The organism is Arthrobacter sp. ZGTC412, from assembly GCF_002929215.1.
In the GTDB taxonomy this organism is placed as follows: Bacteria; Actinomycetota; Actinomycetes; order Actinomycetales; family Micrococcaceae; genus Arthrobacter.
In genome coordinates, this window is record NZ_PJII01000018.1 from 52405 (window position 1) to 68530 (window position 16126).

Below are 16126 nucleotides of genomic sequence, written 5' to 3' on the forward strand. Positions count from 1 at the left end.
CTGGAAGACGCTCTACCAGAAATGGTTCCCGGGCTCCCCGATGCCCGAGCAGTACCTGCCCAAAGCCGAACAGACCGCAGCAACGGCAAGCAAATAAACCTCAACGCGCCAGGCCGGCCACACACAACCCGGGCGATGCACGCGCCCGTCACACAAAAGTAGAGGAACAAGAATGACCGACGGCACTTTCACCGGGATACAGCCAGTCAAAGAAATCCCCGCCAATATTCGGGACTCGCAGGAACACGCCCTGACGCTCTGGCCCGAAATCAGGTCCTACATAGTGGGACTGACTGAGGTCAACAGGGTCTACCTTGTCGGTGCCGGAGGCTCACTTTCAGGCCTGCACGCAGCTCAGTACTTCCTCGACCGGCGGGCCACGACGCCAGTGACGTCCGTGAACTCTGACGAGTTCTACTACCGTGCATCACCCGGAGTGGGGCCAAGCGCCCTCGTTATCGCCTTCTCTGCTGCAGGTATGACGCCCGAAACCGCAAAGGCAGCCTCCTGGGCACAGGAGCGCGGGGCCGCTGTAGTGGCGGTGACCCTGAACGCTGAAGGCACCCTGGCAAAAGCGATCAATACGGCTTTTGTTGCCCGAAACGGGGACGGCAACCAGATCCTGCTGCAACTGCTCGCTCTCGCAATCCTGGAGCGCGAAGGCCAGAACGTGTCCGCGGAGCTCTCAGCTCTGACCGCACTGCCAGCCGCCACGGAAACTGCCGTCCGCGCGTTCGAGCCCAACGCCGCCAAAATCGCCGAGAACATGAAGGACGTTCCCGTCACATACCTCGTCGCTTCGGGATCACTGCAGGGCATGGCCACCACGTTCACCAGCTGCTTCCTGCAGGAAATGCAATGGATGCACGCGGCAACCCTCAACGCCAACGAATTCTTCCAGGGCCCCTTTGAAGTCTTCGACAAGGAGACCAAAAGCATCCTGTACCTGAGCGAAGACGAAACCCGTCCCATGGCCGAACGCGCCGACCGCTTCCTGGAGGAGTACAGCGGCGAGACGTTCCGCATCGACAGCCGGGAACTCGAGCTTCCCGGCATTCCGCAAGAACTGCGCGCCTTCATCGCGCCGCTGGTCTTCTACCCCATTGCGTTCCGGCTCGCAGCCCATTACGCAGCGGTCCGAGGATACTCACTGGAAGGACGCCGCTACATGTGGCAGTTCGCTTACTAGGAAGACTGGATGAGGTTGGGAGTGGCTGCGGAGCCCCTCCCAACCTCGTTCTTTTGTCCGTGTCCGGCCTTCGGTGGGCGATACCGTGGTCCCCATCCACTGGCCACGTCACTCACAGCCGCTCACTTTGCTGTGTCACCCAAGGTGGTAGGCGACACGCTGCACCCTCAACTCCCCTCGGAAGTCATAACCACATTGACCACATCATCTTCCGGAAGGCTATCGCTCCCCAGCGCAACCCACCCGATCATGAACGAAGCGGACCGTCACGAACGAGCCCCATGGCCAACCTCATGCTCTCCGTCATGGGCGCGTTCGCTGAATTCGAGCGTTCCCTCATCAGGGAACGCCAGCGGGAAGAAATTGCCCTGGCCAAGCAGCACGGCGCCTACAAAGGGCGGAAAAGGACCCTCACACCGGAACGAGCCGCCGAACTCGTCCAGCGGGCGGGCAACGGTGTCCCGAAAGCCGTCCTTGCCCGCGACTACGGGATCAGCAGGGAAACGGTATACCAATACCTGCGACAGGCCAAAGTGGAGTGAGCCACGCTCCCCTGCCTGCGCCGTCGATGTGCAGAGCCTGGATTCAGGCGAGTTTGGTTACCTGGTACGTGTGGCCGGCCGCACGGAGCCGCTGTATGAGCACGTTGCCCAGTGCAGTGGCCGGTGTCAGTGACCCTTTCGCGGTCGGCAGCCGGTCACCGTCGAGGGCAAGAGCGAGTGCAGTCTCCCCTGCCATCACGGCGGTGGCGGCATAGCCGGGATCACCGGGGCCGGCAGCAATCGCCTGGTAACGGTGCCCGTGCTCGGTGCGGGCGGTCACCTGGGAGTGGAACCAGCCCGCGCGCTGCGTGCTGGTGCTCGGACCCGCACCTGGTGCCGGAAGGCACCGGTCGAGCACCCGCCGGGTCGGCGGGAACACCATCGCGCCAGTGAATGCCCGGAGCCCGAGCGCCATTGCCCTGGCGATGACCGCTCCTGCCGGTCCGGGGGCCACCCCCATCACCTCCCCGTACTGAAGGGAGCGGCCGTAGGCCCAGCCCTGCAATGCGTTGCTGCGGCGCACTATCCGGGTGTTGACAGGGGCCATGATGAAAGGCGCGGTCCAGGTGCCGTCATCGGAACGGCGCACAGGACCGGCGTCAGGAGGCTGTTGTGTCGTCGGCTCCCTTGTCCGGTCGGGGCTCAAAGCGTAGGGGTCCGCGGCTAATGACCTCAGGGCGGTGCTTGATCGCATCGCGTCGAGCTGCCCGCGCATCGACTCGAGTGTGCCTCCGCTGATACCAGCCTTGGCCGTAGCAACGAGTTGGACCTCGACCAAACCGCCGGCGCCGTCGGCTTCTGCCGTCTGATGAAGCAGCAGTACGGCGAGGTCGGACGGCACGGAGTCGTAGCCGCAGGAGTGCACGATCCGGGCCCCGCTCGTCCTGGCCGGAGCGTCGTAGCGATCGATCGCCTCCCGGATGAAGGACACCTCACCCGTGAGGTCGGCGTAGTGGGTACCGGCCCGTGCGCAGGCGTCGACGACAGGTAGTCCGTGTTTCGCGTATGGACCGACGGTTGTGAAGAGCACGCGTGTGCCCGCTGCCAGTGCGGCGATCGAGTCCGCGTCCTCCGAGTCGGCTTCGATGAGGGCCCATCCGTGCGCCGCGACCGGCAACTGCGACCGAACCGCCCCGAGCCTGGACCTCGACCGGCCCGCGAGTCCGACCCGCATACCGGCCGGTGCATGCTCCGCGACGTAGCCGGCGATCAGTCGGCCAACGAAACCCGTCGCTCCGTAGAGAACGAGGTCATGTTCCCGAGATGAGTTTTCCATAACCGCAGCCTTTCACAGCGGCAACTCCAAACTGACCCACGGCTCTGTTGCCTTGGTCCTCGGAACAACCGGACCTGATCTACGTTCGAACGAGAAGTCCGGTCCGCCCGCCCACAGCCGGGGACAATTCTCCTAGGTTATCCACCGCTACTGCTGCCACGGAGCTACCCCGGGCTCCTACTTCCAGCCGTGGATAACCTGAATTGACCCCAGCCATGGACGGGTAAGAGTCGCCACCAGTTCCGGCCGCCTGATCAGCAAAGCGCGGGTCTGCCCGGTGGAAGCAGGCTGACGGAATATCCGTTATCGGCGTTCGAAAATCGGTGGGGGGAGAGCCTTCGACAAGAGCCTGCAAGTAAGCAGCGTCGCCCCTTTTGCACAGCCCAACCGGCAGCGCATCGGTTCCTTCCTGCTGCTCACTTTTAGGGCTTCGGGAGAATCTGAGTCCTATGGGTCGAGGAGATGGCCGTGTGGGTCGCACCGGGCAGATTTGGTCATATTTAGGAGACGGTCCCTGAGGCCGTGATACCGCACCCGAAGGCGTGCGGTTACCTTTCAGCGGGGAAAATGAAGGGAAATTAATAGTTCGCATCTAGCGAGCGGCACTCTACCGGCGTCACATGAGGAACGAGCGCGCCAACCGCTGATCCTCAATGGTGTGGGCCACAAACGCCACCAGTCCCCATACGTTGAAGGGTTGGATTATCCCGCCGTCGGCCAACTTCTAGGGCCGCTCCCCTGCCCAGTTTGGATCGCCGATAACGGATATTCCGTCAACCCGGCTCGGCTCGGACAAGCTCGCTCCGGTGACTCTGATCTGTCCATGGCTGGGGTCAATTCGGGTTATCCACGGCTGGAAGTAGGAGCCGTTGGGGTAGCTCCCTGGCAGCAGTAGCGGTGGATAACCCCTGAGAATTGTCCCCGGGTGTGGGCGGTGACGGTTTCTCCGTGGATCGCTCATCAAGCCGCCCGGCTGGCTGCCTCTAGCTCGGACGAATACGAGCGAGATCCCGCCGGATGTATCGCAGATGCGCCCATTCCTCCTCCAGGATCACGCGAATGCAGTCGCCGACGCTGGGACGCCAGTCACCGCCACCCCACGGGTCCTCGCGTTCCTCCGCGAGTAAATCCGCCGTCACCGTGGACAGGAAACCCGCTACCTGTCGTTGTCGCTCTGCCCGAACCGCGAGGATCTCCTCGTACGCCGGCGGGTCCACCCGGAAGATCGACATGTCAAAGCCCATCTCGCCGGCACCGGTGAAAATCTGCCCGATCTCGTGGAACGGCTGCTCCTTCCGCAGGATCCCGCCGCGAAGCCAGGCATCGGTCGCCAGGATGAGATGCCGCAGGGTCTGAGACAAAGACCACTCGTCCTCTACATGCGCGTCCACTAGGTCCAGCGGCGTACCCGTCACCGTCTCCTGCCACGCGGACTGCACAACGCTCCACCCCTCACGCAGGCCTTCAGGCGTCTGCGCCTTCTGCAGCTCGCGGCCTGGGAACTGCCGGTTAAGCTCGGCGTCCACGAGCGGCACGACGTCGACCCCGTTGACGAAGAGGCTGCCGAAAAACAGGTCGTGGCTGTCGATATCGAGCCCGTCCACGTCGACGCCTCGCATCGATACACCGCTGACATCGGAGAACCGCAGGGTGGCGCCCTTGAAACTCGCCTTAACGAAGGTCGCGCCTTCGAACTCCTTCGTGCCGAAATAGGTCGTCATCGCCCCATTATCCGGTGCCGAGGCGTTAAGAGCCACGCCAGAAAACCACCACCGCTTTAGGGCAGTCCCACGGGCCTCGAACCGATGGGGAGGTTGACCGCCCGGAGCACGTTAGGGATCCCTCCGTGACGTTAAACAGGCCCCTTTTGCAGGCACTCCCCCGCCTGTTTTCAAACGCCGATAACCGACGTTATGTAAAGCTAGCGTCTGGAAGGGGGCAGATGAAGCCCTTTGATGGCGCATATCAGCTTGCCCGTTTTGAATCCGTACTCACTCGCCAAGTCTGGGGAGGGCTCAAGTGCGGAGTTGACGTTCGAGCCATATGGGTGATGGCTTGTGCATGCGAGTTGCTGCGGTTTCCGTGCTGAATGCCGTGGTGTTGTTGTCGGTGGACTCGGAGTCGTAGACGAAGGTTGTTGTGCCGCGTATCGCTCCATAGAAGTCGAAAAGCGGCGGGGAGTGGTCCCAAGAGGGGCTGTGCGGGGACATCCGGCCAGGATGTTACTTTGAGCTGAGTTTCCCGCCTCTGGCGGCGGCCGGCGGCGCGTTCTTGGCGAAACGTCCCCGGGGTCCCGTCCTTCACGCTCATCCGCGGCCGGCCGATGAAGCCCGCTCAGAGCTAAAGAGCGGCGATGGTCCAGCCCGTGCTGTGCGACTCCCCCGGTTCGAGGACCACGAGGTCCTCGCCGGTGTTAAAGGCCTCCGGCGGGCATGTCATGGGCTCGACGGCAAGCCCGAGCCGGGTGCTCTCTGGTTTTCTCGGAAGGTCCGCTGTGTGGATCTGCACCCAAGGGCAGCTCGCGTCCCACACCATCGCTGTGCCGGTCCCGAGGGCGGGATCGGTGACCCGGACTGTGGCGCGGCCGTCGCGATCCAGGGTGAGGCCCGTGAAGGCGTGGTCGATTTGCACATCACCGATCGCACGCGCCGAGCGGAAGTCGAAGGGAGTACCGGCGACTGATTCCTTGGCTACGGGCAGCAGACGGTCGGGAGTTACGGTCAGGACCGTTGAGGCCGGCAGCTCGAGCACCCACTCGTCCAGCGGCGACGGCCCGCCCACCAGGTACGGGTGAGGGCAGACGCCGTAGGGCGCGCGCCGCGCGCCGATATTAGATGCTGCTACATCTGTCCTGAAGCCCTGCCCGTCGAGGCTGAACCGCACTTGGAGGGAGAGCTCAAAGGGGTAGGCCGCCGTAGGCTCGATGGTGCAGGCCAGTTCAAGCGTGCTCGGGGTGTGCTTCACGAGTGTCCAAGGGATGCCGAACACGAGCCCGTGCAGTGCGGCGCCCCGCTCCGGCTCATTGACGGGAAGCTGGTAGTCCTCCCCGTCGAACGTATAGCGCCCATCGGCGATGCGGTTGGGCCACGGAGCCACAAAGGCGCCACGGAAGTTGGGCATTTCCTCGTCGGAACCGAAGCCCACTACGAGCGGCCGCCCCTCGTGAGTCAGTTCGCGGACAGTGGCCCCGAAACCGAGGACGACGGCCGTGTAGCCGCCGCCCTCGATCCTGTATTCGCGGTGGTTCATGCGAGGGAAACGGCCGTCCATGACACGGGAGGAAGGGTAATAGTGACTGCACCACCGTCCAGGGAGGCGGAGGTGTTGGGCTTCATGGTCACGCGCTCGGGCTCCTCGAGGGTGTTCTTCGCATACACGTCCGTATCGAACAGCGACTGCGCCTCGACGGAGCTGTACCCGTTGAGCGCTGCAATATCGATGGTCACGGTGGTCTCTTCGGTCTGGGACCGATTGACGAGGAAGACGGCGGTCGCACCCGTTTCTTCGTCGTGCGTGGCTACAGCGTCGACGAGCGGCACAGCACCGTACTCGCTGGTCTCGTACGTCCCGGCGTCGAGCTTGAGTTCAAGTACCGAGCCCTGGGCGAGCTTCGACGTGATCGAGAACGGGAAGAACGTGGTCTGGCGCCATGCCGGGCCGCCCGGCTCCGTCATGATGGGCGCGATAACATTGACGAGCTGCGCCAGCGACGCCGAGGTGACGCGGTCAGAGTGCTTCAGCAGCGAGATCATGAGGTTGCCGAATACGACGGCGTCCGCCACCGAGTAGCAGTCCTCGAGCAGGCGCGGAGCCACCGGCCAATTGTCGAGTCCCTCAATCTTGTCGACGTTCTCGAAGCGGCTGATGTACCAGACGTTCCACTCGTCAAAGGAGATATTAATGGTCTTCGAGCTCCCGCGTACGGCCTTCACATGGTCGGCGGTCGCCACGACGGACTCGATGAAGTGGTCCATGTCGACGGCGGATGCGAGGAATGACCCAAGGTCACCGTTCTTCTCCTCGTAGTAAGCGTGGCAGGAGATGTAGTCGACGACGTCATAGGTGTGGGTGAGCACCACGCGCTCCCACTCGCCGAACGTTGGCATGTGGGCGCTCGAGGAACCACATGCCACGAGCTCGATCGACGGGTCCAACTGGCGCATTGCCCGCCCCGTAATGGCCGCGAGCTTACCGTAGTCCTCGGCTGAGCGGTGCCCGATCTGCCAGGGGCCGTCCATCTCGTTGCCCAGGCACCAGATCTTGACGCCGAAAGGGTCGGGGTGGCCGTTGGCCATGCGCCGGTCGGCGAGGGCTGTACCCTTGGGCAGGTTCGAGTATTCAAGAAGCTGGAGCGCTTCGGTGGTTCCCCTCGTTCCGAGGTTCACGGCCAGCATGAGATCGCTGTCCACCTTCTGCAGCCAGGAGGCGAACTCGTGCATGCCCACCTGGTTGGTTTCGGTGGAGTGCCAGGCGAGATCCAGGCGGGTCGGGCGCTCCTCGCGCGGTCCCACGCTGTCTTCCCAGCAGAACCCGGAGACGAAGTTGCCGCCGGGATAGCGGATGGTGGAGACGCCCATCTCCTTCACGAGTTCGATGACGTCCTGGCGGAAACCTTCGTTATCGGCGCTCTCGTGGCCGGGCTCGTAGATGCCGTCGTAGACGTGGCGGCCAAGGTGTTCGACGAACCCGCCGAAGATGTTGCGGTTGATCGGCCCGACCGTGAAGTGGGGGTCGAGCGTGAGGCGTGCGTTCTGCATCAAATTACTTTCTGTACGTGGTGGCGTGGGCCGGCAGCGGTTTGGGGGTTATTTGAGCGAGCCCAGCGACAACCCGCCCTGCCAGTACTTCTGAAGGGAGAGGAACGCGATGATCAGCGGGATGATCGAGAGGAAGGCGCCCGTGGTGATCAGGTTCCATAGGGCCTCGCCGCCGCTGCCGGCGTTGGACAGGGCCTGCCATCCGTTGAGCCCCACCGTGACGGGGAGCAACAGTGGATCACTGAGGACTGCCAGCGGCAGGAAGAAGTTGTTCCAGGTCCCGACGACGGACAACAGCAGTACCGTCACGATCGCCGGGCGCAGCAGGGGCAGTGCAATCTGGACGAACGTGCGGAACTCCCCCGCGCCGTCAATCCGGGCGGCGTCGAGTAATTCATCCGGAACCGCTTCCTGGGCGAAGACCCTCATCAGGTACACGCCGAACGGACTGAGGAGCGAGGGCAGGATTACGGCCCAGATGGTGTTCACCAGCCCCACCGAGCTCAGGAGCACGAAGGTCGGGATGACCAGTGCCGTCAGGGGCACCATCACTGCACCCAGCAGGAGCCCGAAGAAGGGCCCCCGCCCGCGAAAGTTGTACTTGGCGAAGCCGTAGCCTGCAAACACGGCGAGGATGGTTGCCCCGACGCCACCTGAAATGGCGTAGAGGAAGGAGTTCCCGAGCCAACGCCAGTAGATGCCGTCCTGCCGTTCAAACAAGCCTTGGATGTTGCTGAAGAAGTGGAACTCGTCGTCGAACCAGAGGGGTCCGCCCGAGCCGCCGAAGAGGCCGGCGGTGTCCTTGGTGCTGGCGACAGTCAGCCACCAAATGGGGGTGATGAAATAGATGACGAGGATAAGCAGGAAGATATGCGAGCCGATGCGGGGGCCGCCGTTGCGGGCCCTGTTGCGGCCTGCAGCGCTGCGGCCTTTCCGGCCGCCCTCAAGCTCGGGGGTTTCGGTGACGAGTGCCATGGCTTATTTCAGTCCGCTCTGCTTGCGGGTCAGGAAGAGGAAGAGGAAGGAGAAAACGAACACGACGATGCCGAGCGCGAAGGAGATGGCGGAGGCATAGTTGAACTGGCTGTAGGAGAAGGCCAGCGAGAAGGCATACATATTGGGGGTATACGACGTCGGAATGGCACCCTGCGCCACGCCGCGGAGCACTTGCGGTTCAGTGAAGAACTGCAGGGTGCCGATGAGAGCAAAGATGACCACCATCACGAGGGAGGAAGAGATCATGGGGACCTTAATCCGCCATGCGATCTGCCGGTCGGAGGCCCCGTCGAGCACGGCTGCCTCGTAAATGCCGGGATCGATACCGCGCAGTGCGGCATAGATGATGATCATGTAGTAGCCGGCCCACTGCCACGTTACGATGTTGACGAGGCTGCCGAAAATACTGTCTTGCGCCAGGAACTCCGGCGCCGCCAGGCCGAAGATGCCGAAGATGGAGCCGGCCGGCCCGAAGCGGGGGCTATACAGGAAGCCCCACATAAGGGCGCCGATGACCACGGGAACCGCGTACGGGACGAAGATCATCAAACGGGAGAACTTGGACGCCCAGGTGGCGAGGTTGTCGAGAACGAGGGCTGCGAGCAGGGCTATGAGCATTTGCGCGGGGATCATGATCAGTGCGAACTTCGCAACCGTCGCCAGTCCCTGCAGGAAGATCGGGTCGGAGAAGGCCTTGAGGTAGTTGTCCGCGCCGACGAACTTGGTGCCAGTGGCCAGGGTGCTGGTGAATAGGCTCATCCTGAAGGCGTAGACCAGCGGGAGAATGAGGAAGGTCAGGAAGATTGCCGCGAAGGGCGCAACGAAGACCCATCCCCAGCGCTGCCGGCGCCGGTAGTTTTTGTCGGGGCGATGCTTTGCGGGGGCCGGTGTCTTTGCCTGCGGGGCCGAACTCAGCGCGGTGGTCGTAGCCATGATGGTCTTTCCTCAAGCAAATGGGACGGATGGCGCGGTGGAGGTATCCACGAGGGCCGGACGGGGAGGTGCCCGCGATGGACGCGGGCACCTCCCCCGGTTACTTCAGGGTGAAGCCCTGCTCGGTCGCGTACTGCTCCAGGGACGCCTGGAGATCGTCGAGGGCCTTGCCCGCGTCCTTTTCGCCCTGGACCATCGAGTAGAGCTGCACGGTCAACTGGTCGTAGGCGTAGTTCTGGAACGGACTGAAGGTTGCGCCCTGGTAGCCGGCCGCAGCCTTGAGGAAGACATCCTTGTTGATTTGCTGCCCGCCGAAGAACTCGTACTTTTTATTTGCAAACTCCTTGGAGTCGAGGACCGGCGCGTACGACGGGAAGAGCGCTCCCTTGTCAACGCCGAGGTTCATACCCTCCTTGTTACCGAAGATGCCCATGGCCACCTTCGCTGCGAGTTTCTTGTCCTTAGCCTGCTTGGTCACTGCGAAGGTGGAACCGCCCCAGTTGACATGGACGGGCTTGGCCGCGTCCCACTGCGGGAGTGGTGCCGCACGCCAGACCGCGTCCGGGTCGGCGTCGGACAGGCCCTGCAGGTAGCCCGGGCCCCAGGCTGCGGCAAGATAAACGGCGTACGAGCCGTCGACGAGCTTGGTGTTGTAGTCCGCGGTAAAAGCGTCATCGGTGGCTACGAGCCCCTTCTTGACGAGTCCGTCCCAGTACTCAAGGACGTCCTTGGCACCCTGGTCGTTGACCTTGATCCCAATTTCCTGCGGGTTGACGGAATCATATTCGAACGGAACCGAACCGGCCTGCGCGAAAAGTGCCTGGTTGAACGCACGTCCGTTGGTCGGGAAGTCAGCGATGACAGCACCGTTGCCGGACTCCTTCAACTTTTGGGCTGCGGCTTCGAACTCTTTCCAGGTTGTCGGTACCTTGATGCCCGCCGCGTCGAAGATATCCTGGCGGTAGAGCATCCCCATGGGGCCGCCGTCGACCGGGATGGCATACACGGCCTCACCACTTGAGGCATCCTCCCAGGCGCCCTCGGCGTACTGGTCCTTGACGTCATTGGCGCCGAACTCGGTGAGGTCCACAAGCGCGTCGCGGATGGTAAAGCTGGCGAGGACCTCCGACTCGAGCTGGATAACGTCGGGGGCGCCGGAACCGGACTCGATCGAGGTTGAGAACTTCGTGTACTCATCGTTGCCCTGGCCAGCGTTGGTCCAGCAGATCTGCACGTCGCTGTTGGAGTTGTTGAAGTTGTCGACAACGTCGTTGAACGCGGGGTACCAGGCCCATACAGTGACTTGGGGCGCCTCCGCGTTAACAATGGTGTTGGTGCAGGAAGCGGCCGCCGAGTCGCCTCCCCCGCCGCTTCCGTTTCCTCCGGAGCAGCCTGTCAGTACTACGGCAGTGGCGGCGACGATGCCAGCCGATGCCAGGAACTTGGCTTTCATATCTTTGCTTCCTCTCGCGGTGGCATTCCACCGTGGTCCGCCCGTAGGCGGCCGGTCCGGCGATGCATCAAGGAGGATCACCGGGGCACCAAGTGCTGTGCCGCCTCGATCTTCCTTGATCCGGGCCCGTCCTCCTGCAAGTACGCCTCGTAGCGAGGCTTTCGCAAGTACCTGGTCCGTATTGCATCGTTGTAGGTAAACGTTGTAGAAGTAGCATGCCGAGTGAGGCCGGTCACTGTCAAGCTGCTGTTCAATAAAATTTTCGAACGCCGGGGCTTTCAGCTGGTCGGCAGCATTGAGGACTCGCGCTCGATGACTTGGAACCGCGCCTCGAACTCCCGGGGGGACGCATCATGCCCTGAGATTCGCTCCTGCAGGATGCGCACGGCCGTCGCGGCGATTTCGTCCCTGCCCGGATCGATAGTCGACAGCGTGGGCAGCGAATACCTGCCCTCGTCGAGATCGTCAAATCCGATGACGGCTACATCGTCGGGAATTCGCAGGCCCGCCTCCTGCAGTACGCGCATGGCACCGAGTGCCAACGTGTCGTTCAAGCCGAACATCGCGTCGAACTCGACGCCGGTCTTAAGCAATTCCCGCATCGAGGTGGCCCCGTTGGACCGGTGCCACAGAGTGGTGTAGGCCACGAGCCTGGGGTCGAACGGGATGCCCGCCTCCTTGAGCGCCTGCTGGTAACCGCGCAGGCGGAGCCCGGCAGAACCGATGATCTCCCCTTCGTGTCCTCCGACGACGGCGATGCGTGTCCGGCCCTTCGAGAGCAGATGCGCTGTTGCAGCCCGTGCGGATTGCACGTTACTCATGGTCACGTGATCGGTAGGTCCACCGAAAATTCGCTCGCCGAGAAGGACGAGGGGGAAGTTGACGTTGAGGTGGTGGGCGTCTTCATTGGACAGGCCCAATGGGCTGAACAGCAACCCGTCGGTCATCTGCAACCGCGGGCTGGAGAGTATCTCGAGTTCGCGGGCACGGTCGCCGCCGGTCTGTTCGATCAAAACCTTGAGGCCGCACCGTTCGGCGGCCTTGATGATGGAGTCCGCCAACTCGGCGAAGTAGCTGAGAGAGAGTTCGGGAACCGCAAGCCCGATCACGCCGGTCTTGCCCGAGCGGAGGCTCCGCGCGGACAGATTGGGGCTGTAGCCGAGGTTGGCGATAGCCTCCATGACCCGCTGCTTGGTGTCCGTGCGGATGTACTGGTAGTCGTTGATGACGTTGGAGACGGTCTTAATCGAGACGCCGGCCGCCAGCGCAACGTCTTTCAATGTGACCGCCATGCCGCTCCCTGGTATCCCGCCCGTGATGCCTGATACGTCACGTGTGCTGAAAGTCTATAACGTTGTAGGATGACCGGGCACCCCTTTCCCATGCGGTGCCGCAGCTTTTAACCGAATCGCCGCAACATCGGCTGGACAGGGACGACCATGATCGAGGAACAAGTACAGGACAGGCTCAACTGGGCAGGTAATTACGAGTACCGCGCCCGGACGATAGATTACCCCACCTCACTCACCGACCTTCGACGTGCGGTGGCAGGAGCTACCCGCATTAGCGTCCTCGGGTCGCGTCACTCCTTCAACGACATTGCGGACAGTCCCGGGACCCTGGTATCCCTTGACAGGTTCGACCCTGGCGTCGAGGTTGACGAGGCAGCTCTCACTGTCACAGTTGGCGCGGGTGTCCGGTACGGAATCCTCGCCGAGCACCTGCAGCGCCGCGGCTTCGCCCTCCACAACCTCGCGTCCCTTCCCCACATCTCGATCGGCGGTGCGATTGCGACGGCCACCCACGGCTCCGGAGACGGGAACGGGAACCTCGCCACGGCCGTCGTCGGGCTCGAGCTCGTCACCGCCTCCGGCGATGTCCTGATAGTGGCGAAGGGCGACCCTGACTTCGAGGGCATGGTTGTGGGACTCGGCGCACTCGGCATCATCCACCGCGTGACCCTTAGCATTGAACCCTCCTTCGACGTGCGCCAGGACATCTTCACGGACGTGCCATGGGACGCAGTCCTCGAGAACTACGACGCCGCCACGTCATCCGCCTACAGCGTCAGCCTCTTCACGGACTGGGCCGGCGACACCATCAGCCAAGCCTGGCTCAAGAGCAGGACGGACAGCGCAGCCGTGCCAGCCGAGTTCCACGGCGGTGCGCCGGCGCGGCGCGCGTACCATCCAGTGCCGGGTATGGCCGCCGACCACTGCACCCAGCAGCTCGGCGTCTCCGGGCCATGGTCTGACCGCCTCGCGCACTTCCGCCTCGCCTTCGTACCCAGCAGCGGACAGGAGCTCCAAACCGAGTACCTCGTCGGCCGCGAGCACGCGGTCGAAGCCATCCAGCGCATGCGAACACTCGCCCCGAAAATCACCCCCTTGCTGCAGGTCTCCGAGGTGCGGTCGATGGCCGCCGACGAGTTGTGGCTCAGCAACAACTACCAGCGCGCCGGGATTGGCCTCCACTTCACGTGGAAGCCGCTCCAGCTGGAAGTCGAAGCGCTCCTGCCCGAACTGGAGGCCGCACTCGCACCCCTCGGTATGCGCCCGCACTGGGGCAAACTGTTTGCGGCGGACGCCCAGCAGCTCGCACCGGTCTATCCCCGATTCGACGACTTCCGGAAGCTCGCCCAGCGCATGGATCCCGAGGGCAAGTTACGCAACGCCTTCCTTGATCGTAAGGTCTTCGGGACGTTCGCCCAGTAGTGCGTTGTTAGATTGGTGCTTGTCGCCGACAGCGGGGCACTAGCCGAGCAAGGGGCGATCACTCGTTGGAGTTCCTTGAGGATGCCGTTTAGGCTCAGGTTGCCCAGCTGCTTTTGGCGTCGTGAGGCGCAGCTGGGTGATGAAGAGGTGTCTTGCGGTGACGAAGGTAAAGCGGCCGTCAATGTCGCGATATGCCTTAAGAACTTCCGGTTGAGTCATGTGCGAGTAAGTAAGCTTCACCAAACTGGCAAACTTTTCTAAAGGATGCCGCTGAACCACGGGCAGTCGGGAGATGCCGGCAACTCTGCAGCACGAAAAGGCGAGCGTCCCCGCTCGGGTGAATCTGGCCTGCCGCGGTCCGGTACGTATCATTCTTCCCCCCCAAGTCGTTAGTCTCGGGGAGGAGGCTGGCTCGTTTGCTTAGACGGGCGTGACGCCGCCTTTGGAGTAGCGGAAGGACCCAATCCATTGGCCGGTGTACTTCCGTTCGCAGGGCTTAAGGTGGCTGATCGTAAAGCCGTAAGATTGCTTCTCTGCCAGAGCTCTGGTCATGTAGGTGTTGCACTGCAGGAACGTGGGAGCTCCTGCCGAATAGCCGTAGCTGACATATGCGGCGTTGGCTGCAGGTGCTGCAGCCAATCCCAGCGTCGAGGCGATAGTTACGGCAGATACGAGGCGGCGGGTGCTTTTACGGATGTTCATGATGTTCCCCCAAGGACGTTGTTCAAGACGAGATGAGTATATGCAACATTAAATTGAGCGTGGGGAACGTCCGGGGACCACACCCACACATCGCGAACTCCCCCACTCTCATACCCGCCGTGGCGAAGGTCCCCTTCCGGTCCATCGGCATGCGCTGAACCTCGAATGCGAGCTGCTGGCCGCTAACGAGAGCCGCCTTCACGCCGCTCCGCAGCCGGGCACCGGTCACCAAGAACTCTCCTTCGATGGACCACGGGAAGGCGTGGTGCTGGTCTCTGGCCCAATCCATGATGAGTTGCTTACCGCGCAAGTGCTCAACAGTCTCCCTGTGCCTACCCAGCCCGTCGGACGCCTCCCCTCTTGGTGCCGGAAGTGGAGACGCCTCTTCTCAGACTCGACGAGGATGCCTGGATCGGTAAACGATCCCTTGCCGGGACGGTTCTTCAAGGCCGTGAGCTTGCAACTCGCCCGGGATGATGGTGCCAGTGAGGTGTGATTTGTGGTCATGATTAAGTGTGAAGACACTCATTGTTACTGCTCACCCTGATTCCGAATCGCTGACACATGACATCGCTCGTCGGCTCGAGCAGGCGTTGAAGCCCGGGCTCGTGGAGTTTGCTGATCTGGCAGCAGAGGGCTTCGATCCGAGGTTCACTCTCGCTGACCGGCACACGTACAGGGTCGGGGGCGATTTTGCCCCCGATGTTGCCGCTGAGCAGCTGAGGCTCGACAGGGCCGCGCATCTCGTGCTGGTGTTCCCCGTCTATTGGTGGTCGATGCCCGCCTTGCTCAAGGGTTGGATCGACCGCGTGTTCGTAAATGGTTGGGCGTTCGAAGTGGCCGCCGAGGGTGGCATGAAACGCAATCTCGGGGACGTGACAACACATTTGGTGCCCATCGCCGGTGATGATGCCGGCGTGTACGACCGGCACGGGTACGAGCAAGCGCTGCGGACCCAGATGGAGCACGGCATCATCGACTACTGCGGAAGCCAGCGCGGCGTTACGGCGTTCGTGTATGAGTCCGAGCGAGACGATGCAGGCGCCCGCGAGAAAATCGTCCTCAGCGCCATCAATGCAGTCAGCCAGGCCATCAACGAACAGCAATGCGAACCTGGCAACGAGATTACGGCTCAAGAGGCCGTTTGTGAACTACCGCGGCAATCAGCCGGAAGCGGTCACCGCTGGAATACAGTTTCGACGGTCGTAGAGGTGCACTGAAGGATGCGGATGCGTGCTATTCAGGAGTGGCGTACTCGACTGTCCGCAGAAGGCTGATGCCCCGCGCCAGGAAGAGGACTGCAGCTGCGTCGGCGTCGCAATGGGTTCGGCCCGCGTCCTTGCCGTTGGGTGCTCGTGGCGCCCGTCAGCCGGTGGCCCAACGGGCGCCAAAGATTCAAACGCTTGCACAGACTAACGCGGGTGTCGAGATGCCCGTATATCTCGCACGACTTATGCACGGTGAAGGTCCCCAACTGCTGCAGCCAGGCCAGACGAATGGCCCTGTCCCACGTCCTTCGAACTGGGACACGCCACTTCCAGTCCTCATGCAGGTCGGCCTCATT

The 16126-nt window shown here is 62.6% G+C and carries 12 protein-coding genes and 1 pseudogene; 4 read left to right on the forward strand and 9 right to left on the reverse strand.

Annotation, left to right across the window (positions count from 1 at the left end):
* Positions 1-172 precede the first annotated feature (172 nt).
* Together CXQ88_RS17325 and CXQ88_RS17330 are read left to right on the forward strand one after the other, a co-directional pair.
* The gene (locus CXQ88_RS17325; RefSeq protein WP_104045378.1) at positions 173-1189 is read left to right on the forward strand and encodes an SIS domain-containing protein; all 1017 of its coding nucleotides are present in this window, start codon (positions 173-175) and stop codon (positions 1187-1189) included.
* A gap of 275 nt (positions 1190-1464) precedes the next feature.
* A pseudogene (locus tag CXQ88_RS17330) lies at positions 1465-1731 on the forward strand (helix-turn-helix domain-containing protein); the annotation flags it as partial.
* Positions 1732-1774: 43 nt separating this feature from the next.
* On the opposite strand, the gene CXQ88_RS17335 reads toward CXQ88_RS17330, so the two are convergent.
* From CXQ88_RS17335 to CXQ88_RS17370, 8 genes are all read right to left on the reverse strand, one after another.
* Complete coding sequence (locus CXQ88_RS17335) at positions 1775-3007, reverse strand: saccharopine dehydrogenase family protein (protein ID WP_104045379.1); 1233 nt, start codon at positions 3005-3007, stop codon at positions 1775-1777.
* 983 nt (positions 3008-3990) lie between these two features.
* Positions 3991-4728: a DinB family protein gene (locus CXQ88_RS17340; protein ID WP_104045380.1), complete on the reverse strand. Its 738-nt coding sequence runs from the start codon at positions 4726-4728 to the stop codon at positions 3991-3993.
* Positions 4729-5347: 619 nt separating this feature from the next.
* Positions 5348-6256, reverse strand: coding sequence for an aldose 1-epimerase family protein (locus CXQ88_RS17345; protein ID WP_104045381.1), 909 nt, complete (start codon positions 6254-6256; stop codon positions 5348-5350).
* Complete coding sequence (gene arfA, locus CXQ88_RS17350) at positions 6253-7764, reverse strand: arabinosylfuranosidase ArfA (protein WP_104045382.1); 1512 nt, start codon at positions 7762-7764, stop codon at positions 6253-6255. Before arfA ends, CXQ88_RS17345 begins: the two co-directional genes overlap by 4 nt.
* 48 nt (positions 7765-7812) lie before the next feature.
* Entirely contained in the window at positions 7813-8739 is a 927-nt protein-coding gene (locus CXQ88_RS17355; protein WP_104045383.1) for a carbohydrate ABC transporter permease, read from the reverse strand.
* Between the two features lie 3 nt (positions 8740-8742).
* Entirely contained in the window at positions 8743-9693 is a 951-nt protein-coding gene (locus CXQ88_RS17360) for a carbohydrate ABC transporter permease (RefSeq protein WP_104045384.1), read from the reverse strand.
* A gap of 100 nt (positions 9694-9793) precedes the next feature.
* The gene (locus tag CXQ88_RS17365) at positions 9794-11146 is read right to left on the reverse strand and encodes an ABC transporter substrate-binding protein (RefSeq protein ID WP_104045385.1); all 1353 of its coding nucleotides are present in this window, start codon (positions 11144-11146) and stop codon (positions 9794-9796) included.
* Between the two features lie 278 nt (positions 11147-11424).
* Complete coding sequence (locus CXQ88_RS17370) at positions 11425-12438, reverse strand: LacI family DNA-binding transcriptional regulator (protein WP_104045386.1); 1014 nt, start codon at positions 12436-12438, stop codon at positions 11425-11427.
* A gap of 147 nt (positions 12439-12585) precedes the next feature.
* Between CXQ88_RS17370 and CXQ88_RS17375 the strand changes: the two genes are divergently transcribed.
* Complete coding sequence (locus CXQ88_RS17375; RefSeq protein WP_104045387.1) at positions 12586-13860, forward strand: FAD-binding protein; 1275 nt, start codon at positions 12586-12588, stop codon at positions 13858-13860.
* A 420-nt stretch (positions 13861-14280) separates the two neighbouring features.
* Here the strand turns inward: CXQ88_RS17375 and CXQ88_RS17380 are convergent, their stop codons facing one another.
* Positions 14281-14562, reverse strand: coding sequence for a hypothetical protein (locus tag CXQ88_RS17380; RefSeq protein ID WP_104045388.1), 282 nt, complete (start codon positions 14560-14562; stop codon positions 14281-14283).
* A 515-nt stretch (positions 14563-15077) separates the two neighbouring features.
* On the opposite strand from CXQ88_RS17380, the gene CXQ88_RS17390 reads away from it, so the two are divergent.
* Positions 15078-15782: an NAD(P)H-dependent oxidoreductase gene (locus CXQ88_RS17390; protein WP_104045390.1), complete on the forward strand. Its 705-nt coding sequence runs from the start codon at positions 15078-15080 to the stop codon at positions 15780-15782.
* The last annotated feature ends 344 nt before the right edge of the window (positions 15783-16126 follow it).